The sequence below is a fragment of the Rathayibacter sp. AY2B7 genome (assembly GCF_002931635.1).
GTDB lineage: Bacteria > Actinomycetota > Actinomycetes > Actinomycetales > Microbacteriaceae > Rathayibacter.
In genome coordinates this window covers 1-20,760 of the sequence record NZ_PSUC01000063.1, presented here as the reverse complement: position 1 = coordinate 20,760, position 20,760 = coordinate 1, and the positions used below count along the sequence as shown (strand labels likewise).

Below are 20,760 nucleotides of genomic sequence, written 5' to 3'. Positions count from 1 at the left end.
GACGCCGCTCGAGATCCTGGGATCGAATCCGGCGAGACACCTTCCAGGCGTGCACATATCACCAGACCGATCAGAAGATCCGAAGGGACGAGATGCACCATTTTGATGGGCGGCCTTGAGAGGAGATACTCGGCAAGGAGTCCGGCCGATACTTCGGTTCGGGTCATCGACACATCAGGCATACCGTCAGCCAGGTGGCCGAACACGTCGACGGTGACAGGATCCGACTTTCGGCGGTTAAGCAGTGGATCTATCCGCCCCGCTGGTCGCTGGACGCGGCAGGAGATCCCCGCGAGGTGCATCTCAGTTCTATCGATGCGATCAGCCTGGCGCTGAAGACCATCAGCCTGTGTGAGAACACGAATCGCGGCGCTTGGTGGGAAGGGCCGTTCGATGTCACAGGGTTCTCAGTCGTCGCCGGACGTGTGGCGACGACTGATGTGGGCTCTGTCCCCATCGGCATCACGACCGATCACGGCGGACCGCTCGTCAGCACCAAGTCATTGCGGGCTCGTATCGGCGGACTGAACGTCGACTTGGAGTGCGCCCCGAGCCGAGCCCGACCGGGCGCAGCCGAGGCGGCACCCGGCCTCACCCATGCGGCAGCAGGCGACTCGATCCAGATGTCGTCCCACGTCGATCGCGTGGACCTCGTCGATGGACACCTCGAGACGTCCCATTCCGACACATCATCCCAGGCAGGGTACCCAGCCGCCCCGCCCCGCCTTGACGCCGTCGATGAACTCGTCATGTTCGGTCAGTTGGCCCAAGTCCTCATCTACGCCGTCAATGACACCAGCCGCTCCGCTGTACCGAACCTCTGGCTCAGGCGCGCCTCCGTCTCTCGGACGCCCGCTCCGTCCGGCGGCCAGGCTCGATTCTCCGCTCGCACGTCCGTGCGCAGGAACGCCGAGGTCGTCATCGGCGGCCGAACCCTCCGCGACGTGAGGTTGGTCTCGACATCCGAGCACGGTGCGAGCGCCAGCGCGGCGTTCGGCTACTCAGCGTGAACCCTCCCGAACGGGGACCAGACGGCAGAGACGCTGAACCATGGGCCGATAGAGTGGCTTTGGGATCAGTCGGAGGTGCGCGTGGCACAACAGGAACGCGGGATCGCCACACGAGAGGCGATTGTTCTCGGTGGGGCGAAGGTGTTTGCGCGCCTGCACTACTCGACCGCTCGCGTCGCCGATATCCTAGAAGCAGCATCCGTCACGCAGGGTGGTTTCTACTTTCATTTCCGCAGGGGCAAGATCGAGGTGGCGGAGGAGATCATCCGCCGCCAGGACCAGGGCTTCATCCTCCTCCGGGATTCGATTCTGGAGTCGGGCGACGACGGCCTCGCTTCACTGCTCACGCTGTCCCGGTCCCTCGCGAGAGCAGTGCAGCACGATCCAACGGCGCAAGCAGGCCTGCGTCTCGTCGCACAAGCCTCATCTGAATTCCCCGGCGTTGCGAAGTTGCCGGATCCAGTCTGGCTCGACGCGATAGCGTTGTTTCTCGAACAGGCACGAGCTGAAGGCAATCTTCGCGCCGAGGTCGATATCCCGACTGCCGCTCGAGCCGTCGTCTATATGGTCACCGGCGCGCAGACGAGCTCGTTCGTCTCGAACGGTTGGCGACACCTGGAGGCGAGCCTCGAGGCGACACATTGGTTCTCCATGCAAGCGCTCGCCACGCCGGAGTACCTGGCGACCACGAAGAACGCCCTCTAGTGCTTCGCCCGCAGGCATGCATGCGAAACAGCCGCACCGACATCGCCCTGACGCCTCGGTTGTTGCGGCTTTTCCGGCAGCCAGCCCGTTCGAGCAGGCCGCGCAGGGCGGCAGCTCCGACGCCGACCGCGACGCCGAGGAAGGCTTCGTGGAGACTGAACCCGAAGTCTGTGCCAACCCGACCTCGTATGGCCGCCGGGCGCTTCCTGCGCGGCGAGGGGCCACCGAATGACCCCATCGAGGCCTCAGATCCGCGGAATCACGCGGGCATGTTCGGAGCGACACGTTGTGCTGGAAACTGCGGCGACACTTACGTGGGAAACCCGCTGATCCAGGGGGCCTGCGGCGACATTTCGCGGGCGCGTTCACAGAAGTGAAGGGCGCCGCTGCCGTCCCCGAGCCCGTCGACGTCCCGCTGGGCGGCGGGTCGATCCGCCTGGGCCAGTTCCTCAAGTTCGCGGGGATACTCTCGGGCGGCGAGGCCAAGGAGGCGGTCGCCGAGGGGATGGTGACCGTCAACGGCGAGGTCGATCTGCGCCGCGGCCGCCAGCTCGCCGTCGGCGACGTCGTCGGGTTCGACCGGAACCGCTTCCGCGTCTGCGAGTGAGCGCGGCCGCGCCTCGACGGGTGCGATCGGCCGAGACGCCGCGGAACGGATGAGACGCCGCTCAGAGGCGGGCGCGTCGGCGTGTTGAGCGGTGGCTCGGCGCACACTGGCTCCGGGACATCCCGGGACGACAGGAGACGCGCGTGCAGCTCGGCATTCACTTCATGAACTTCACATTGCCCGGGGGGAGTGCGCAGATCGCGCCGATCCTCGGAGCGACCGCGCGGACGGCCGAGGACGTCGGCTGCGCTTGGTTCACGCTGATGGACCACTACTTCCAGATGGAGCACTTCGCGACGAGCGAGGATCCGATGCTCGAGGGATACACCTCGCTCGGTTTCGTCGCCGGCCGGACGGAGCGGATGCGGCTGGGTCTCCTCGTCACCGGCGTGACGTACCGCCATCCGGGACTCCTCGCGAAGATCGTCACCACCCTCGACGTGCTCTCCGGCGGGCGGGCGATGCTCGGCATCGGCGCCGCCTGGTACGAGCGCGAGCACCTCGGGCTCGGCGTGCCGTACCCGCCGCTGAAGGAGCGGTTCGAGCGGCTGGAGGAGACGCTGCGGATCTGCCGTCAGATGTGGAGCGACGACGACGGGCCGTTCGAGGGGACGCACTACCGGCTCGCCGAGACGCTGAACCACCCGGCGCCGATCCAGCAGCCCGGCCCGCCCATCCTCATCGGCGGCGGCGGCGAGAGGAAGACGCTGCGGCTGGTCGCGCAGTACGGCGACGCCTGCAACCTGTTCGGCACCGGCGCGGACGACGTGGCGCACAAGCTCGACGTGCTGAAGCGGCACTGCGACGACCTCGGGCGCGACTACGCGACGATCACGAAGACCATCACCGGGGGCGGCGATCCGATCGGCGACCCCGACGGCTTCGTCCGCGCGATGGAGGAGTACGCGGCGCTGGGGATCGACCACGTGCAGCTGGCGCCGGCCGGGCCGGATCCGGAGGGGTACGTCGCCCGGCTGGGCGAGGGCGTGATCGAGCGGGTGGCGGCTCTCGGCTGAGGGCTCCCGGGACGCACAGCACTCCGACCGGTTCGGGTGCCGCGGGCGTCACCGCTGATCCGCTCCGCCGGCCGGGTCCGCCGTCACCGGCGCGAGGACTCCGGTGGCGAGGGTGTCGCCGAGAGGGGGACACCGGCGACGGATCCTGCCCCCCGTCAGGGTCGCGCCGTAGACGCGGAGGAGGAGCGCGACCTACGGTTCGAGCCTCCCACCTCGGGTTATTGAGCTCACGCTGACGTGAGCAGATCGCTGGCCTCATGCCGCACGTGTCCTCTCGCACCTCTCTCCGCCGTCGCCGGCAGAACCGCACGAGAGGAGCGATCGGGACCGGAGTCGTCCTCGCCGTCGTCGGCGCCGCGCTCTTCGCCGGCGTCTCCGCGCAGGCGGCCACGGCACCGGACCTGGGGACGGCCGCGGACTACTCGGTCCTGGCGGCGTCGACCGTGACGAACACGGGGTCGAGCGTCCTGGATCAGAGCGTCGGCGTCAGCCCGCTGACCGCCGTCACGGGGTTCCCGCCCGGCCGGACCGGCGGCGTGATCCACCGCGGTGACGCGGAGTCCGCCCAGGCCCAGGCCGACGTGGGCACGGCCTACGGACAGCTCGCGTCGCAGGCGACGACCGCGCAGATCGCGGAGGAGATCGGCGGCAGGACGCTCAAGCCCGGCGTCTACACCGCGGCCGGTCCGGTCGGCCTGACCGGGACTCTCACTCTCGACGCCGAGGGCGTCAACGAGGCGGTCTTCGTGATCCGCGCCGCGTCGACGCTGACGACGGCGTCCTCGAGCTCGGTGGCCCTGATCAACGGGGCGCAGGCCTGCAACGTCTACTGGCAGATCGGCAGCTCCGCGACCCTCGGCACCGACTCCGACTTCGTCGGCTCCGTGCTCGCCGCGGTGTCGATCACGGTGACGAAGGGCGTCTCCGTCGAGGGCCGCGCGCTGGCCCGGACGGGAGCGGTCACCCTCGACTCCAACGAGTTCACCGAGCCGGGCTGCGAGCCCTCGGACGGCGGACCGACGCCGACGGCGACGCCGACCATTACGCCGACTGTGACGCCGACGGTGACCCCGACGGTGACCCCGACGGTGACCCCGACGGTGACCCCGACGGTGACCCCGACGGTGACCCCGACGGTGACCCCGACGGTGACGCCGACGGTGACGCCGACGGTGACGCCGACCATCACGCCGACGGTCACTCCGACGGTGACTCCGACTGTCACGCCGACGGTCACTCCGACTGTGACTCCGACGGTGACTCCGACGGTCACCCCGACTGTGACTCCGACGGTGACCCCGACGGTCACGCCGACCGTCACGCCGACCGTGACGCCGACCGTGACGCCGACGGTCACGCCGACCGTGACGCCGACGGTCACTCCGACCGTCACCCCGACTGTCACGCCCACGGTCACTCCGACTGTGACTCCGACGGTGACGCCGACCGTCACTCCGACCGTCACTCCGACCGTGACGCCGACGGTGACTCCCACGGTCACCCCAACCGTGACGCCGACCGTGACCCCGACGGTCACTCCGACCGCGACGCCGACCGCCACGCCGACGGTGACGCCGACCGCCACGCCGACGGTGACGCCGACCGCCACGCCGACGGTGACGCCGACCGCCACGCCGACGCCGACCGCCACTGCGACGCCGACCGCCACGCCCACGCCGACCGCGACCGCCGCGCCGCGCCCGGCACCCTCGCACGCAGCGATCGTTCCTGCCGCCGGCTCGAACGGACCCCGCGGACCGGCCCTGGCCTCGACCGGAGTCGACTCCGCAGCGACGGCGACGGCCGGAGTGCTCGGTCTGCTCGCCCTCATCGGCGGCGGTCTGATGCTCCTCACCCTCCGACGCCGCGGTGAGCGCACCGGCAGCTGATCCCGGCTGATCGCCGACAGCTGATCACCGCCAGGCCGTGCGCCGGACTCCCGAGGGGTCCGGCGCACGTCTGCGCCCACGACTCCGCTCCGCTCGTCTCTCCGGTGTCCTCGCCGCTGCGCGCGGGCCCGCTCGTGCGTTGAGACGCCGCTCCGATCGCCGGGACATCGCGGTAGGGGCAGTGCCTCGGGGCGGAAGGCGGCATGCGAGGAGTGCGCGACCGTTCTGCTCGGAACGCGGGCTTCTGCTCGATGCCGGGGTCCGCTCCGCCCGGCCGTCAGACCCCGGCCAGCTCGGCTCGGAGGGGCGGGTCCGCGCCGATGCGGGAGGCGGTGACTCCCGCCGCCCGGGCCGCCCACCGGCCCGCCGCGAGGAGGGCGTCCTCGTCGAGAGCGGTGATCCCGTTGTCGAGGAGGGCGTCGATCAGCCCGGCCATCGCCGTGTCGCCGGCGCCGATGGTGTCCGCGACGGCGATGCGGGAGGCGGGGACGACGACCCGGGCCCGGCGGGACGCGAGGACCATGCCCTCGCCGCCCCGCGTGACGACCGCCAGCGAAGGGCCGGCGGCCAGGAGGCGGTCGAGGACGGCGTCGACGGAGTCGCCGGGGTGGAGCCACTCGGCGTCCTCGTCGCTCAGCTTCACCAGATCGCAGCGCCGGAGGAGCCGCTCGAGGACGCGGTGGACCTCAGCGCGCGCAGGGAGCACCTCGGGCCGGATGTTGGGGTCGAGGCTGACGGAGGTCCCGGGCGGCAGACGGTCGAGCAGGTCCGCGACCGCGTCCGCGCCGGGGTGCAGGAAGGCGGCGATCGACCCGGTGTGGAGGTGCGCGGCTCCGTCGGGATCGATGCGGTCCGGGTCCCAGCTGAGGTCGAACTCGTACCGGGCCGACCCGTCGGCGCCGATGACCGCCGCCGCGGTCGACGTGGTGCCGCGCGCGGGCGCCGACACCGCGACTCCGGACTCCTCCAGGTGCGCTCGGGCCCGGCGTCCGCGCTCGTCGTCGCCCAGGGCGGTGGCGAAGCGGACGGAGCGGCCGAGCCGGGAGAGCGCGACGGCGACGGTCGCGGGCGAGCCGCCGACGTGCTCCGACCGGCTCCCGTCCCGCTCGACGACGTCGACGACGGTCTCGCCGACGACGAGGACGCGCGGGCCGGAGCCGGGGCCGCTGCCGGAGCCCGCGCCGGGCCCGCTCACTCCGCCGCCGCGCGGACCTGCAGCGTCGTGAACGGCGCCGACGGGAAGACGAGCTGGGTGAGGGTGCTGAGACCCCCGCCGAGGAACACCTCGACCACCGAGGCGTCGACGACGATGCGGACCGGGATCCGCCCCGACTCGTCCGGCGCGGGCAGCGGAGCCCAGTCGACCGAGGGGAAGGACGCCGCGAAGTCCACCGCGCCGCTGCGCGTGCGGTCGCAGGTCAGCACTCCCTCGTCGCCGTCGACCGTGAGCACCACTTCGTCGTCGGTCGTGCCGGTGAGCAGGCGCAGCTCGGTGCGGTCGCCGGGGAGGCGGGACACGTCGACGTCGAAGACGCGGACGTCGCGGGACGCCGGCCCGGTCGGCAGGACCGCCCGCTGCGCGAGGCGGAGACGGCCGTCGGCCCCGCGGACGAGGTCGAGCTCGCGCACGAGCGACATGGACGAGCGCCACGGGCCGGTAGGCGTCTCGTTCGCGTAGTCCCAGTTGCTGGCCCACGCGATCGTGAGGCGGCGGCCCTCGGGGGCGTCGTTGAAGGAGACGGCCGCGTAGTAGTCCCGGCCGTAGTCGAGCCAGTCGTAGTCGGCGGGGTCCTCGGACGCGCTGAGCCGGTCGGCGGTGAACTCGGCTCCGTCGAAGTCGCCGAGGAAGTACTGGCTGCCGGAGCCGCCGGCGATGCCGCCCGGGTTGAGGCTCACGATCATCATCCAGCGGACCTCGTCGGTGCCGCGCACGCGCAGCGGGAAGAGGTCCGGGCACTCCCAGACGCCGCCCGTGGCGTGGGCGGGGCCGAAGTGGGAGCGCCGGGTCCACGCGATCAGGTCGGGCGAGGTGTAGACCGCGACGCGGCGGTCGACCGCCTCGACGGCGACCATCACCCAGTGGCCGTCGTCCCCGCCGAACCAGAAGACCTTCGGATCGCGGAACTCCGCGGAGCCGATGTCGAGGACGGGGTTGCCCGCGTACCGGGTCCAGGTGGCGCCGTCGTCGACGCTGTAGGCCAGTGCCTGGGCCTGCGAGGCCCCGGTGCCGTCCGGGAGGGCGTCGCGGGCGGCCGTGTAGACCGCGACGAGGGCCGTCTCGCCGGGGCCGGCGAAGCCCGCCGTGTTGCGGACGTCGGCGACCGCGCTGCCGGAGAAGGCCATCTCGCCGTCGAGGACGGGGATCGCGACGGGCTGCTCGCTCCACGACACCAGATCGGTCGAGGTCGCGTGGCCCCAGGAGATGTTGCCCCAGGTGCTGCCGGTCGGATTGTTCTGGAAGAACAGGTGGTAGGTGCCGTTGTGGAAGAGGAGCCCGTTCGGGTCGTTCAGCCAGGTGGATCGGGCGGTGAAGTGGGCGGACGGACGCCAGGCGTCCGTCGTCGTGGTGATGGTCACAAGGGCTCCTGAAGAGAGGGGTTCGGTGCGGCCGGACGAGGGGCGCGGGCGGCTGCCGCCCGCGCCCCCGGGGACTACTCGCCGCCGTTCTGGAAGCGGTCGTAGGCCTGCTGGTACGTCGCGGTCACGTCGGAGGCGCCCATCGACTCCAGCTGCGAGACGTAGGAGTCCCACTCGCTGTCGACGGTGCCGTTGACGATCCAGGCGGCGAACTTCTCCTTCACCAGGGTGTTGATGTCGGTCAGCGCGTACGAGACGCGGTCGAGCTCGTCGTTCGAGAGCATCACCGGCGGGTAGGCGTCGTTCGCCTTGTAGGGGAGGTAGTACTCCTTCACCAGGTCCTGGCGCTCCTTCGCGCGCGGCTCGGGGGCCACGACGGTCTCGAAGTCCTTCTCGGTGGTGATCTTCGGGCCGCCCGGGGCGACCTTCTGGCGGCGCTCGCCCTCGGCCTCGCCGGCGGCGGCGGGGATCTGCACGAGGAGGCCGGTGGCCTCGTCCTTCTGGAGGGTCACGCCGAGGGGTCCCCAGCTGCTCTGGGCGCTCATCTCGGGGTCGAAGAGGCGGTCGGCCCAGCGCATCGTGGCGGCGGGGTACTCGTTGGAGCGGGTGATCGCCATCGCGCCGCGGTTGATCTCCTGGTTGCTGGTGACGCTGGCGCGCTTCTCGCCGTCGACGCCCTCGAGCACGCCGAGGATCGCGTAGTCGCCGAGGCGGTCCTCGCCGACCATCTCCTTCGCCTCCCACCAGAAGAAGGAGCCGAGGACCGGGGTGTCGGCCTTGCCCTTGGAGAGGAAGGCGACGTCGTCCTGCGAGAACGACTCGGGGTCGATGAGCCCGTCGGCGTACCAGTCGGAGAGCGCCTCGACGCCCTGCTTGTAGCCGTCGGTGTCGGCCGTGAACTGCACCTTCCCGTCGACCACGATGCGGTGGTCGTTGTTCTCCGGCTGCCCGCCGAGCGCCGCGATCAGGTCGTGCGGGTTGCCGCAGAACGAGTCGGTGCGGAAGGACAGCGGGATCTCGTCGGCCTTGCCGTTGCCGTTGGGGTCGCCGGTCCTGAAGGCCTCGAGCGCGGCCCGGTACTCCTCGATCGTCGTCGGCATCGGGAGGCCGAGTGCGTCGAGCCAGGCGGTGTTGATGAAGAGGAAGTTCGGGTACTGGAGGATCCCGAGCTCCTCGACCGAGGGCAGCGTGTAGATGTGGCCGTCCGAGGCGGTGAGCGCGGCGCGGATGTCGGGCCGGTCCTCGAGGATCGCGGAGAGGGTCGGCGCGTGCTCCTCGATCAGGTCCTCGAGCGGGAGGAGCGTGCCGTTCTCGCCGTACTGCACGATCTCGGCGTCGGTGAGGCCCGAGTTGAACAGCACGTTCGGCACGTCGTCGCTGGCGAGGAGGAGGTTCTTCTTCTCGGCGTAGACCTGCTCCGGGAGGTTCTTCCAGTCGATCGAGATGTTGGTGTCCTCCTCCCACTGCTGCACGAGCTGCATCGAGGAGTAGTCGGGGGACAGGGCGGACTTGGTGCCGCCGAAGGTCAGCGACAGCGTGTCGTCGACGATCGGCAGGCCGGTCTCGTTGAAGCCGACCTCGCTCGAGCGGTCCTGGACGGGGTCGTTCCCGCCGCCGGTCGTGCAGCCGGCCAGGAGCAGTCCGCCGGAGAGGGCGAGTGCGGTGGTGGTGAAGAAACTGCGGTGTCTCATCGTTCGTGTTCCTCTTGTCGAAAGGGTGGTGCGGGAGGGGTGGAGGGTCAGCTCTTCACGGCGCCGAGAAGGGCGCCCTTGGTGAAGTGCTTCTGCATGAAGGGCAGGACGATCAAGAGGGGGATCGTCGAGACGACGATCATTCCGTACTTGATCAGCTCGCCCAGGCGCTGGGCGGCGGCGTAGGAGTCCATCGCTCCGGAGCCGCCTGCGGAGGTGACCTCGGACTGGATCAGGACGTTGCGCAGCACCAGCTGGAGCGGGTACTTGCTCTCGTCGTCGAGGTAGATCAGGGCGTCGAAGAAGGCGTTCCAGTTGGCCACGAGGTGGATCATGATCATGAGGAAGATCAGCGGCTTCGACAGCGGCAGGACGATGCTGAAGAAGAAGCGGAAGTCGCTCGCGCCGTCCATCTGAGCGGCGTCGCGCAGCTCGCCCGGCACGTTGTTCTCGAAGAAGGCGCGGGCGATGATCAGGTTCCAGACCCCGACCGCGCCGGGCAGGACCACGGCCCAGATCGTGTCCAGCATCCCGAGGTCGCGCACCACCAGGTAGCGGGCGATCAGGCCTCCGTCGATGAACATCGTGAGGATGAAGATCAGGAGGAAGACGGTCCGCCCGTAGAGGTCCTTCCTCGACAGGGCGTAGGCCGCGCAGAGGATCGTGCTGACGCTGATCGCGGTGCCGACGACCGTGTACAGGACCGAGTTGCCGAAGCCCTGCCAGATCGCGCCGTCCGAGAAGATCCGCCCGTAGCCCTCGAGCGTGAAGCCGGCCGGCCAGAGCCAGACGTTCCCGTTGAGGATCTGCGACGGCTCGCTGAACGAGGCGATCACGATGAAGTACATCGGGTAGACGATCGCGACGATCGCCAGGAGCAGGACGGCGATCGCGATCGTGTTGAACACGGGGTCCGCGTACCGTCCGGTGCGCTTCGCCGGCGCGGTGCGGCGAGGGGGAGTCGGTGCCGACGGCCCGCGGACGGCGCGGTCGGGGTGGATGGTCTGTGTCATGGCGTCGTCACCAGAGGCTCGATTGGCCCGCACGGCGGGCGACCTGGTTGAAGGTCGCCAGCAGGACGAGGTTGATCAGGGAGTTGAAGAGGCCGATGGCGGCCGAGTAGCTGAACTGCGCCTGCTGCAGCCCCGCCTTGTAGACGTAGGTCTGGATCACCTCGGAGGTCGGGAGGTTGAGGTCGGTCTGCATGAGCAGGACCTTCTCGAATCCGAGGTTGAAGAGATTGCCGATCGCCAGGATGAACAGGATCGTGATCACCGGCAGGATGCCCGGGATGTCGATGTGGCGGATCCGCTGCCACTTGCTCGCTCCGTCGACGCGGGCGGCCTCGTGCAGAGCCGGGTCGATCGCGGTGAGGGCGGCGAGGTAGACGATCATCGAGAATCCGGCGTTCTGCCAGATGTCGGAGCCGATGTAGAGGGGCCGGAACCAGTCCGGCGAGCCCATGAAGAACACCGGCTCTCCCCCGAGGGCGACGATCGCGCTGTTCACGATCCCCGACCGCGGCGAGAAGAGCAGGTGAATCATGCCCACGACCACGACGACCGAGATGAAGGACGGCGAGTAGAGCACCGTCTGCGTGAACTTCTTGAACCGCTCGCTCTGCAGCTGGTTGACGATCAGCGCGAGCACGATCGGCACCGGAAAGGCGATGAGCAGCCCCAGTGCGTTCACCGTCAGGGTGTTCTCGATCAGGCGCCCGAACTGGAACGACGAGACGAAGCGGGTGAAGTTGTCCAGGCCCACCCACGGGCTGCCCGAGAAGCCGAGCGACGGGTTGTAGTCGCGGAAGGCGATCTGAGCGCCGTACATCGGCCAGTACTTGAACAGCGCCACGAAGACGAGCGCCGGGGTCAGTAGTACGTATAACTGCCAGGAGCGCAGGGCGCGCCTCGCAGCGGAGCCGAGGCGCTGCCTCGGGCTCAGGAGGCGCCGTGGCCGGGGGATCCCGGGGGCGGACTTCATCGTCGTCATGCGCGCACCTCTGCACTCGTCACCGATCCGCGGAGGACCGGTGAGCAATGGATGGGATGGGGTCGGGGCTCCTCGCGCGGTTCCGCGAGGAGGAGGGAGACGGCATCGCGGGCCATGCGCTCGTGGGGGAGCGCGACGGTCGTGAGGCCGGGGTCGAGGTAGGAGGCGAGGGTCTCCTGGTCGTCGAAGCCGACGATGGAGCAGTCCTCGGGCACGCGGAGGCCGCGCGCCTCGAGAGCCCGGTAGGCGCCCCAGGCGGTGCGGTCGTTGCCGCAGAAGATCGCGGTGGGGGGATCGGCCTCGTCGAGGAGCTCCGCGGTGAGCGCGAGGCCGTCCTCGACGGTGCCGCCGGAGCCGTGCCGGACGAGGCGGGGGTCCACGGTGAGGCCCGCCTCCTCGAGGGCGCGGCGGTAGCCCGCCCGCCGTCCGACACCCGCGGGGAGGTCGCTGTCGGCGGGCTGGATGTCGATGTAGGCGATGCGGCGGTGGCCGGCGCCCGTCAGCTGGCGGGTGGCGGTGTACCCGCCCTCCTCCTCGTCCGGGAAGACGCTAGAGAAGCGCCCGCCAGCGGACTGGGCGTTCACGACCACGGTGGGCACGTCGCCCAGCGCCTCCGGCACCTCGACGACGCGGTGGTACATCGAGGCGTAGATGACGCCGAGCACGCGGTACGACAGCATCATGTCGATCGCCGACTCCTCGAGGGCGCGCTCGCCGAAGGTGTCGACGCTGAGGATGATGTGGCCGCTCTCCCAGGCCCGCATCTGCGCGCCCTTCAGCAGGCGGCCGGCGAAGGGGGAGCTGGCGACCTCGTCCGAGACGAAGCCGATCATCCCCGACTGCCCGCTGCGGAGCGACTTCGCGAAGGCGTTGGTGCGATAGCCGAGATCCTCGACCGCCTCCATCACGCGGGCTCGGGTGGCCTCGGTGACGCGGTTGCCGGGAGCGTTGTTGAGCACGAGGGACACGGTGGCCTGGGAGACGCCGGCGCGCTCCGCGACCTGCCTCATCGTCGCCGTCCGTCCGGCCATGACCCACCTCCTCGTGGTCTCGGTTATTCGTATAACTGGAAAGTACACACCCGAGAGCGCGGCGTCAACATCCGATCCCGCGAGCCCGGGTCGGCAGGTCGCGGGAACGCAGGAGTCGTCGTTCTGGAGCTCGAGTGCGACGACTTCCGCGTTCTCGCGGAGGGTGGAGGCGTCAGCCGGAGGACTCCCGCGGCACGAAACGGACGGGCATGGCCTGCACGCCCGCGGTCGGACGTCCGTGGATCGCGTTCGAGAGCTCCTCCGCGGCGGCGCGGCCGAGCGTGTCGAGCATCATGTCGATGCTCGAGAGCGGCGGGCGGGCGGCCTCGACGAGGAGGTCCCAGTTGTCGAAGCCGACGACGGCCACGTCCTGCGGCACCCGCCGGCCGGTCTCGCGCAGGTGGTCGAGGGTGCCGCGGGCGATCTGGTCGCTCGCGCAGATGATCGCGTCAAGGTCCGGATGCGCGCGCAGCAGCGTCTCGGCGCACTGGCGCCCCCAGCTCTCGGACCACTGCCCGAAGAGGACGCCGCCGCCGACCAGCGGCAGCCCCGCCTCCGTCAGCGCCTGCTCGACGCCCCGGGCGCGGTCGTGCGCGGCGGTGTAGCTCGGCTCGCCGTTGACGAGGGCGATCCTCGTCCGTCCGCGCTCGATCAGGTGGCGGGCGGCGAGGACGCCGGCCTGCACGTTGTCGGGCGTGAAGGAGGAGTCGCGCGGATCCTCCGAGGGCGCGTAGGCGTAGACGACCGGCACCGGGATGGTGCGGGTGATCGAGGGGCGCGGGTTCGTCGTCCGGCCGAGCACCACGATCCCGTCGACGCGCTTGGCGAGCAGGTTCTTGATGTGGTGCTGCTCGCGGATCGAGTCGCCGCGGGCGTCGCAGAGGAGCACCGACGTCGATCCGGCGCCGAACGCGTCCTCGGCGCCGAGCAGCACGGGGAGCACGAAGCGGTTGTCGAGATCGTTGGTGAGCATCCCGATGGTGCCCGTGCGCCGGGAGTTGAGGGCCTGCGCGAACGGGTTCGGGGTGAAGGAGAGGGCCTCGGCGGCGTCCAGCACGCGCTGGCGGGTCTCGGCGCGCACCTGGTCGCGGCCGTTGAGCGCCTTGGAGGCTGTGGCGATCGAGACGCCGGCGGCGGCCGCCACATCGGTGAGCGTGATGGTGCCGGTGGGCTTGCGTGGTGGCACCGCGCCTCCGTTCCGGGCCCGGCGGGCCGCCGCGTCGATCCTCGCACGACTCCGGTGAAAAACCGAAAAGACCGAAAGGGTCGCATCTCTTGACGCGCTGACCGCCCCTGCCTAGGTTTACCCGACAGAAAGTAGTTTCGGCCCGGCGCAGACGATCGGGACGACTGCCGAGGAATCCGTCAACGACGAAGGGATCATCCGTGAAGACGAGGAAGCACGCTCGGGGCCTCGCCGCCGCCGTCCTGCTGGGAACGGCCGCGGCCGCACTGACCGGCTGCGCGAGCGGCACCGGGGGCGACTCCGGCTCCGCCGCGGGAGGCAGCTACACGTTCTGGGACCCGTACCCCCAGTTCGACGAGTCGTCCGACTGGGCGAAGCTCATCGACTCCTGCGGGACCGAGGCCGGCGTCACCGTCGAGCGCACCGGCTACGACACCACCGACCTGACCAACAAGGCGCTGCTCGCCGGCCAGCAGGGCAACTCGCCCGACCTCCTGCTCGTCGACAACCCCGTGGTCTCGACGCTCGCGGAGTCGGGCATCCTGACCACGACCGCCGAGTCCGGGCTCTCCACCGACGGGATCGACGCGAACATCCTCGCGGCCGGCCAGACCGGCAGCGACACCTTCGGCGTGCCGATCGGCGCCAACACGCTCGCGCTGTACTACAACAAGGCCGTGCTCGAGAAGGCCGGCGTGGACGCCGCCTCCATCACCGACTGGGCCGGGCTGACCGACGCGCTCGAGAAGGTCACCGCCTCCGGCGGCAAGGGCATCACGTTCTCCGGCATCGGCACGGAGGAGGGGACCTTCCAGTTCCTGCCGTGGTTCTGGGGCTCCGGCGCCGAGCTGACCGACCTCGACTCGCCCGCCGCGGTCGACGCCGTCTCGCTCTGGAGCGACTGGCTGCAGAAGGGCTACGCGCCCAACTCCGTGATCGGCAACACGCAGACCACGAGCTGGCAGGAGTTCGAGACCGGCGAGTACGCGTTCGGCGAGAACGGCACCTGGCAGCTGGCCAACGCGAAGGCCTCGGGCATCGACTACGGCGTCCTGACCATCCCGTCGAAGGACGGCGGAGCGGCCCCCGCACCGACCGGAGGCGAGTTCCTCACCCTCCCGGTGCAGTCGGACACGGCGCGCTACGAGACCTCGAAGAAGATCGCCGAGTGCCTGACCTCGACGGAGAGCCTGGTCACGACCGACAACACGCTCTCGTACATCGCGCCGACGGCCGAGGCGCAGCAGGAGCAGGTCGCCGGCAACGCCGACCTCGAGCCGTGGGTCACCGCCGTGCAGGCCGCGAAGGGCCGCACCTCGGACGATCTCGGCACGAAGTACCCGAAGATCTCGGAGCAGCTGTGGGGCGCGGTGCAGACCGTGCTCAGCGGCTCGCAGTCTCCCGAGGACGCCCTGAAGGCCGCCCAGTCGGCCGCCGAATCCGCCACGAAGTAGGACGACCGGGGGCTCCCGCTCCCCGAACGAGGTCCTTCCGGCCGGTGCTCCGCGCACCGGCCGGGGGGACGGGAGAGACCATGACCACTGCCACCGAGACCGCCCGCCTTCTGCGGCGCGGCACCGAGCCGCCGGCCCCGCCCGCCCCGGCCGCCGAGAGCCGTCGGCGCCGCTGGCGACCCGAAGGCGGCCGCCTGGTCGCGTGGGCGTTCCTCGCCCCACTCGTCGCCTACCTGCTCGTCTTCTACGCGTTCCCGCTGTACCGCAACCTCGAGCTGAGCCTGAAGGACTACACGGTCCGCTCGTTCGTGCAGGGGAACGCGCCCTTCGTCTGGTTCGACAACTACGTCCAGGTGTTCCAGGACGCGACCTTCGGCCCGGCGCTGCTGCACACGGCGGTCTTCACCGGCGTCTCGCTCCTCTTCCAGTTCACGCTGGGGCTGGCGCTCGCCGTGTTCTTCTACCGCCGCTTCCCGCTGGCGAGCACGCTCCGGGCGCTGTTCCTGGTGCCGTGGCTCCTGCCGCTGATCGTCTCGGCCTCGACCTGGTCGTGGATGCTCAACAGCGACTCCGGCATCGTGAACGCGTTCCTGGAGTCCTTCGGGATCGGCCAGATCAACTGGCTCACCTCGCCGACCACCTCGCTGATCGCGGTCCTGATCGCGAACATCTGGATCGGCATCCCGTTCAACCTGGTGATCCTCTACTCCGGCCTGCAGAACATCTCGCAGGACCTCTACGAGGCGGCCTCGCTCGACGGCGCGACCGGCGCCCAGCAGTTCTGGCGGATCACGCTGCCGCTGCTGCGGCCGGTGTCGGCGATCACGATCCTGCTCGGCCTCGTCTACACGCTGAAGGTGTTCGACATCATCTGGATCATGACGAAGGGCGGCCCCGCCGACTCCTCGACCACGCTCGCCACCTGGACGTACCAGCTGGGCTTCGGCTCGATGCTGCCCGACTTCGGACCGGCCGCGGCCGTCGGCAACCTGCTGATCATCCTGGCCCTCGTCTTCGGTCTCGTGTACATCCGCGTCCAGCGGAAGCAGGCCGACTCGTGACCGCGCGCCGCCCCTGGTACCTGACCGTGGTCGGGATCGCCCTCACGGCGGTCATGCTGTTCCCCGTCTACTGGATGATCAACGTCTCCCTCACTCCGACCGGCTCGATGCGGAAGGATCCGCCGGACTGGTTCCCGTTCTCGCCCACGTTCACCGGCTACCAGGCGGTGCTGAGCGAGCAGCTGCCCTACCTGGGCACCAGCCTCGTCGTCGGCCTCGGGACGGTGCTGCTGACCGTGGCCATCGCAGCCCCCGCCGCCTACTCGCTGGCGAAGCTGCGGCCCCGCGGCGGGCAGGCGCTCTCGTTCGTGCTTCTGATCGCGCAGATGATCCCGGCGATCATCATGGCGATGGGCTTCTACGCCATCTACCTCAACCTCGGGCTGCTCAACTCGATCCCGGGCCTGATCGTGGCCGACTCCACCATCGCGGTGCCGTTCGGCGTGCTGATCTTCACGGCGTTCATGTCCGGGATCCCCGACGAGCTCACCCAGGCGGCCCGGATGGACGGAGCGAGCGCCTGGCGCACCTTCACCTCGGTGATCATGCCGATCAGCCGCAACTCCGTGGTCACCGTCTCGCTGTTCGCGTTCCTCTGGGCCTGGTCGGACTTCATCTTCGCCTCGACGCTGGACAGCGGCGGGAAGCTCCAGCCGATCACCCTCGGCATCTACAAGTACATCGGCAACAACAACCAGGAGTGGAACTCGATCATGGCGACCGCCGTGGTCGCCTCGCTCCCGGCCGCCGTCCTCCTCGTCGTCGCCCAGCGGTACGTCTCGGCGGGAGTCACCGCCGGCGCCGTCAAGGACTGACCCGTCCCTCCAAGGAGACACCGTGACCCTCACCGCCCCCACCGCCACCGCCCTCGGCGGCCCGGTCGCCCCCTCGCGGAGCGTGCTCCGACCGCTCCGCCAGGACGAGATCCGCCTCACCGGCGGCTTCTGGAAGCACTACCAGGACCTCAACTCCTCCGCCGTCATCGAGCACTGCCGCTCGTGGATCGAGCGCGTCGGCTGGGCCGGCAACTTCGACCGCGCGGCCGATGGCTCGATCTCGTCCGCCGAGGGCGGCGACGCGCACGCGGGCATCGAGTTCGTCGACTCGGAGGTCTACAAGCTCCTCGAGGCCATGGCGTGGGAGCTCGGCCGGAGCGACGACGCCGGGCTGCAGGAGCGGTACGACGACCTCGTCGCGCGGGTCGCCTCCGCCCAGGACCCGGACGGGTACCTGCACACGAGCTTCGGCCGGCCCGGCCAGCGTGCGCGCTACTCCGACCTGGAGTGGGGCCACGAGCTGTACAGCTTCGGGCACCTGATCCAGGCCGCCGTGGCGCGGCTGCGCACCGGTCACGACGACCTCCTGCCGCAGGTCGCCCGGCGCCTCGCCGACCACGTGCACCGCGAATTCGGGCCCGAGGGGAGGGTCGCCGTGTGCGGCCACCCCGAGATCGAGCCGGCGCTCGCCGAGCTGGCGAGGGCGACGGGGGAGGAGCGCTACCTCGAGCTGGCCCGCCTCTTCGTGGAGCGGCGCGGGACGGGGACGCTGAAGCCGATCGCGTTCGGCGCCGAGTACTTCCAGGACGACGTGCCCGTGCGCGACGCGGAGGTGCTGCGCGGCCACGCGGTGCGGGCCCTCTACCTCGCCTCCGGGGCTCTCGATGTCGCGGTCGAGACCGGCGACGCCGAGCTGGAGGAGGCGGTCCGCCGCCAGTGGGAGGCGACCGTCGAGCGGCGCACCTACGTCACGGGCGGGATGGGCTCGCACCACCAGGACGAGGCGTTCGGCGCGGACTACGAGCTGCCGCCGGACCGCGCCTACGCCGAGACCTGCGCGGCGATCGGCTCCACGATGCTCAGCTGGCGGCTCCTGCTCGGCTCCAACGAGCCCCGCTACGCGGACCTGATGGAGCGGACGCTGCTGAACGCGGTGCTCCCCGCCACCCGCGACGACGGCCGCGCCTTCTTCTACACGAACACGTTGCAGCAGCGCGTCGACGGAGTGGCGCCGGACGAGTCGCGCGAGACCGACCGCGCGCAGTCCAGTCTCCGCGCGCCCTGGTTCTGGGTCTCGTGCTGCCCGACCAACACCGCCCGTACCCTGGCGAGCGTCGAGCTCGGCTTCGCGACCGCTACCGACGAGGGCGTGCAGCTCCACCAGTACGGCGCGTACGAGGTGCGCACCGGAGGCGTCGCGCTGCGGGTCGAGACGGAGTACCCGGCCGACGGCGAGATCGTCGTGCGGATCCTCGAGGACGCGGAGTTCGCGCTGACGCTGCGGATCCCGCCGTTCGCGCGGGGCTCGGCGCTGCTCGACGGCGAGCCGGTCTCCACGCCGACCGTCACCGTCCGCCGGGCGTTCTCCGCCGGCGACACCGTGCGGCTCTCGCTGCCGATGTCGGCCCGCTTCGTCGCCCCGCACCCCCGGATCGACGCGGTGCGCGGCCAGGTCGCCCTCGAGCGCGGGCCGTTCGTGCTGGCGATCGAGTCGCTCGACCTGCCCGAGGGCCTGGACACCGAGCACATCGCGGTCGACGCGTCGGTGCCGCCCGTCGTGACGGCGGAGGGAGCGCGCGTGTCCCTCGTGGCGCGCGAGGCGGCTCCCGGCTGGCCCTACGGTTCCGTACCTGTGGAGGAGGGGCGTCGCTTCGAGGCGGAGTTCCGGCCGTACCACCGCTGGGCGAACCGCGGACCGTCGACGATGCGGATCTGGACGCCGACGGCCTGACCCAGCGGCGCTCGCGAGAACGCAGAAGTCGTCGCACTCGAGCGCGAGTGCGACGACTTCTGCGTTGTCAGCGGCGGACCGATGGAGGGGAGCCGGGCTCCCCTCCGACCGGCTCAGCCCTGGGGCGAGGAGAGACTGACCTGGCGCGCCTCCATCGCGAACATCGAGAGGTTCGGGTGGATGCCCGCCGCGGACGAGTCGCCGTAGGGCTGCGCGATCCAGCGCGTGCTCTGCGGCTGGCAGATCCCGTGGTCCTCGGACTGCGAGCGGATGTCGACCAGCCGCAGCTGACCGGCGGGGAGCCCGAGGTCGCTCGAGATCGCGGTGAGCGTGGAGGCCTCGGTGGTGGTCAGCGTGTCGAGCAGGTTCTGCAGATACGTCGACTCCGCCGCGGTGTAGCTCCAGGCGGGATCGCTGCCCGATGCCGCGCCGGAGCAGGAGACCGAGGTCCCCGGCCTGCCGAACACCGACGGGTAGCTGATGAACCGGATCTGCACCGACGACGTGCCGTCCTTCTTCGTGGCGGCGAGGATCTGCTCGACGATCGGCTTGAGGTTCGCCTTCATCGCCGCAACGGTGATGTCACCCTTCCGAGTTCCGCCCTTCGTTCCGTTCCAGTTCGGGACGCCGTTGCCGTCGACGCACGAGGTCGTCCTGTCGCAGGCGTACATCGCTCCGGTCACCGTGCCCTCGTACCTCTTGCCAGCGGAGTTCGTGCCGGAGTAGACGTCGTTGCCGCCGACCGAGACGGTCACCGTCTTCGTCCCCCAGCCGAGCGCTCCCGCTCCGCGCCACGGGTTCGCGGCGTAGCCGGTCGCGGCCTCGGCGAGCTCGTCGCCCTGACCGGTCGACGTCGCGATGGACTGGCTGGTGTCGGAGGGGCAGGACGCGTCGTAGAAGGTGTCGCGCTGCCCGAAGCGGTCGGCGAGGTACTGCACCTGGTTCCAGCGGGAGCGCTGGCAGGCGCCGCGGTCCACTCCGCCGCTCTTGATGAACTGGCGAGCGTTCTGGTCGGTGAAGGTCGAGACGCCGGGACCGGCCGCGTAGGAGCTGCCGAAGCCGACCGTCGTGGCCCAGCCCATCCCGGTCGGGACGACGGTGAGGCGGTCCAGGTTGAAGCCGCCCTTCTTCACCAGGACGTAGAGCGCGTGCGTCCCTGCGGGGATCGGCACGTTCTGCACGACCTGGGTGCGCCAGGTCTGCCAGCCGTTCGTGTTCGGGATCGTGGTGTCCGCGGGGCTGACGATGTTCGACCGGTCGTCGAGCGCGTAGGCGATCACTCCCGAGTCGAAGCCGCTGGCGACGCGGGCGCTGATGTCGAACGCCCCGGCGGTGTCGGCGTGCACGTCGTAGCGGAGCCACTCCCCGTCGTCGGTCCCGCCGACGTCGAAGTTGTCGCCCTGCGAGGACTCGACCGACGAGGACTCGAGGTCGACGTCGCCGCCGCGGTAGTAGCCGACGAGCGGCAGGCCGCGGTACGTCGTGTTCCCGTTGCCCGCCGTGGTGTCGTGGTAGCCCGTTCCCTCGCCACCGGCCGCCCAGTCCTCCGCCTCGATGGTGCTGCCGGCGGTGATGTCGGTGATGCGCGACGCGGTGAGAGTGCGCAGGTCGATGAGTCCGCTCGCGACCACGGTGAGGGTGTGAGTGCCCGCCGGAAGAGTGACTCCGGAGACGGACCGGTCGGCCCAGGCTCCCGCGGTGGTGGATGCCGGGAGGGTCGCGAGCGGCTGCCCGTCGAGCAGGATGCTCGCCCCGCCGGTGAGGTTGTTCGTGGTCCGGAGCCGCAGCGCGAGGTCGTAGCGGCCGCCGGCGAC

General features: G+C 70.3%; 18 protein-coding genes. 9 read left to right on the top strand and 9 right to left on the bottom strand.

Going from position 1 to position 20,760, the window contains the following annotated elements:
* A partial coding sequence (locus C5C27_RS18385) for a hypothetical protein (protein WP_219813162.1) occupies positions 1-206 on the bottom strand: 206 nt, incomplete at its 3' end.
* Here C5C27_RS18385 and C5C27_RS11190 point away from each other — a divergent pair.
* From C5C27_RS11190 to C5C27_RS18380, 5 genes are all read left to right on the top strand, one after another.
* Positions 126-1,010 (top strand): AvrD family protein, encoded by an 885-nt coding sequence (locus C5C27_RS11190; RefSeq protein WP_308471194.1) that lies wholly within the window; start codon positions 126-128, stop codon positions 1,008-1,010. The two genes, C5C27_RS18385 and C5C27_RS11190, sit on opposite strands and share 81 nt — an antisense overlap.
* A gap of 81 nt (positions 1,011-1,091) precedes the next feature.
* A complete protein-coding gene (locus C5C27_RS11185; protein ID WP_181133510.1) occupies positions 1,092-1,715 on the top strand; it encodes a TetR family transcriptional regulator in 624 nt (207 codons plus the stop codon).
* A 373-nt stretch (positions 1,716-2,088) separates the two neighbouring features.
* On the top strand, positions 2,089-2,322 hold the full coding sequence (locus C5C27_RS11180) for an RNA-binding S4 domain-containing protein (protein WP_104222694.1): 234 nt from the start codon (positions 2,089-2,091) through the stop codon (positions 2,320-2,322).
* A gap of 143 nt (positions 2,323-2,465) precedes the next feature.
* The gene (locus C5C27_RS11175) at positions 2,466-3,338 is read left to right on the top strand and encodes an LLM class F420-dependent oxidoreductase (RefSeq protein ID WP_244229529.1); all 873 of its coding nucleotides are present in this window, start codon (positions 2,466-2,468) and stop codon (positions 3,336-3,338) included.
* A gap of 266 nt (positions 3,339-3,604) precedes the next feature.
* On the top strand, positions 3,605-5,227 hold the full coding sequence (locus tag C5C27_RS18380) for an ice-binding family protein (protein ID WP_219813161.1): 1,623 nt from the start codon (positions 3,605-3,607) through the stop codon (positions 5,225-5,227).
* Positions 5,228-5,504: 277 nt separating this feature from the next.
* Here the strand turns inward: C5C27_RS18380 and C5C27_RS11165 are convergent, their stop codons facing one another.
* The 7 genes from C5C27_RS11165 to C5C27_RS11135 all read right to left on the bottom strand — a co-directional run bounded on the left by C5C27_RS11165 (position 5,505) and on the right by C5C27_RS11135 (position 13,704).
* The gene (locus C5C27_RS11165; RefSeq protein ID WP_104314394.1) at positions 5,505-6,422 is read right to left on the bottom strand and encodes a carbohydrate kinase family protein; all 918 of its coding nucleotides are present in this window, start codon (positions 6,420-6,422) and stop codon (positions 5,505-5,507) included.
* A complete protein-coding gene (locus C5C27_RS11160) occupies positions 6,419-7,804 on the bottom strand; it encodes a glycoside hydrolase family 32 protein (protein WP_104314393.1) in 1,386 nt (461 codons plus the stop codon). Before C5C27_RS11160 ends, C5C27_RS11165 begins: the two co-directional genes overlap by 4 nt.
* A gap of 74 nt (positions 7,805-7,878) precedes the next feature.
* Entirely contained in the window at positions 7,879-9,495 is a 1,617-nt protein-coding gene (locus tag C5C27_RS11155; protein ID WP_104237756.1) for an ABC transporter substrate-binding protein, read from the bottom strand.
* A gap of 47 nt (positions 9,496-9,542) precedes the next feature.
* Positions 9,543-10,508: a carbohydrate ABC transporter permease gene (locus C5C27_RS11150; protein ID WP_104237755.1), complete on the bottom strand. Its 966-nt coding sequence runs from the start codon at positions 10,506-10,508 to the stop codon at positions 9,543-9,545.
* Positions 10,509-10,515: 7 nt separating this feature from the next.
* A complete protein-coding gene (locus tag C5C27_RS11145; RefSeq protein WP_244229528.1) occupies positions 10,516-11,487 on the bottom strand; it encodes a sugar ABC transporter permease in 972 nt (323 codons plus the stop codon).
* Positions 11,484-12,518, bottom strand: coding sequence for a LacI family DNA-binding transcriptional regulator (locus C5C27_RS11140; protein WP_104282809.1), 1,035 nt, complete (start codon positions 12,516-12,518; stop codon positions 11,484-11,486). Before C5C27_RS11140 ends, C5C27_RS11145 begins: the two co-directional genes overlap by 4 nt.
* A gap of 172 nt (positions 12,519-12,690) precedes the next feature.
* Positions 12,691-13,704 carry a LacI family DNA-binding transcriptional regulator gene (locus C5C27_RS11135; RefSeq protein WP_104237753.1) on the bottom strand — a complete coding sequence of 338 codons (1,014 nt, stop codon included), beginning with the start codon at positions 13,702-13,704 and terminating at the stop codon, positions 12,691-12,693.
* Between the two features lie 200 nt (positions 13,705-13,904).
* On the opposite strand from C5C27_RS11135, the gene C5C27_RS11130 reads away from it, so the two are divergent.
* From C5C27_RS11130 to C5C27_RS11115, 4 genes are all read left to right on the top strand, one after another.
* A complete protein-coding gene (locus tag C5C27_RS11130; protein WP_104237752.1) occupies positions 13,905-15,158 on the top strand; it encodes an extracellular solute-binding protein in 1,254 nt (417 codons plus the stop codon).
* Between the two features lie 80 nt (positions 15,159-15,238).
* Positions 15,239-16,219 (top strand): carbohydrate ABC transporter permease, encoded by a 981-nt coding sequence (locus C5C27_RS11125; protein WP_104225802.1) that lies wholly within the window; start codon positions 15,239-15,241, stop codon positions 16,217-16,219.
* Entirely contained in the window at positions 16,216-17,034 is an 819-nt protein-coding gene (locus C5C27_RS11120) for a carbohydrate ABC transporter permease (protein ID WP_104222699.1), read from the top strand. The genes C5C27_RS11125 and C5C27_RS11120 overlap by 4 nt, the downstream gene beginning before the upstream one ends.
* A 22-nt stretch (positions 17,035-17,056) precedes the next feature.
* Positions 17,057-18,946 (top strand): glycoside hydrolase family 127 protein, encoded by a 1,890-nt coding sequence (locus tag C5C27_RS11115; protein WP_104314392.1) that lies wholly within the window; start codon positions 17,057-17,059, stop codon positions 18,944-18,946.
* 113 nt (positions 18,947-19,059) lie between these two features.
* Here C5C27_RS11115 and C5C27_RS11110 read toward each other — a convergent pair.
* Positions 19,060-20,760: carbohydrate-binding protein (locus tag C5C27_RS11110; RefSeq protein WP_146079666.1), on the bottom strand; the 1,701-nt coding region annotated here is incomplete at its 5' end.

Excerpts from the sequence above, each read along its gene's own strand:
- C5C27_RS11155 (WP_104237756.1), bottom strand. The coding sequence starts at position 9,495 with ATGAGACACCGCAGTTTCTTCACCACCACCGCACTCGCCCTCTCCGGC.
- C5C27_RS11150 (WP_104237755.1), bottom strand. The coding sequence starts at position 10,508 with ATGACACAGACCATCCACCCCGACCGCGCCGTCCGCGGGCCGTCGGCA.
- C5C27_RS11145 (WP_244229528.1), bottom strand. The coding sequence starts at position 11,487 with ATGACGACGATGAAGTCCGCCCCCGGGATCCCCCGGCCACGGCGCCTC.
- C5C27_RS11140 (WP_104282809.1), bottom strand. The coding sequence starts at position 12,518 with ATGGCCGGACGGACGGCGACGATGAGGCAGGTCGCGGAGCGCGCCGGC.
- C5C27_RS11125 (WP_104225802.1), top strand. The coding sequence starts at position 15,239 with ATGACCACTGCCACCGAGACCGCCCGCCTTCTGCGGCGCGGCACCGAG.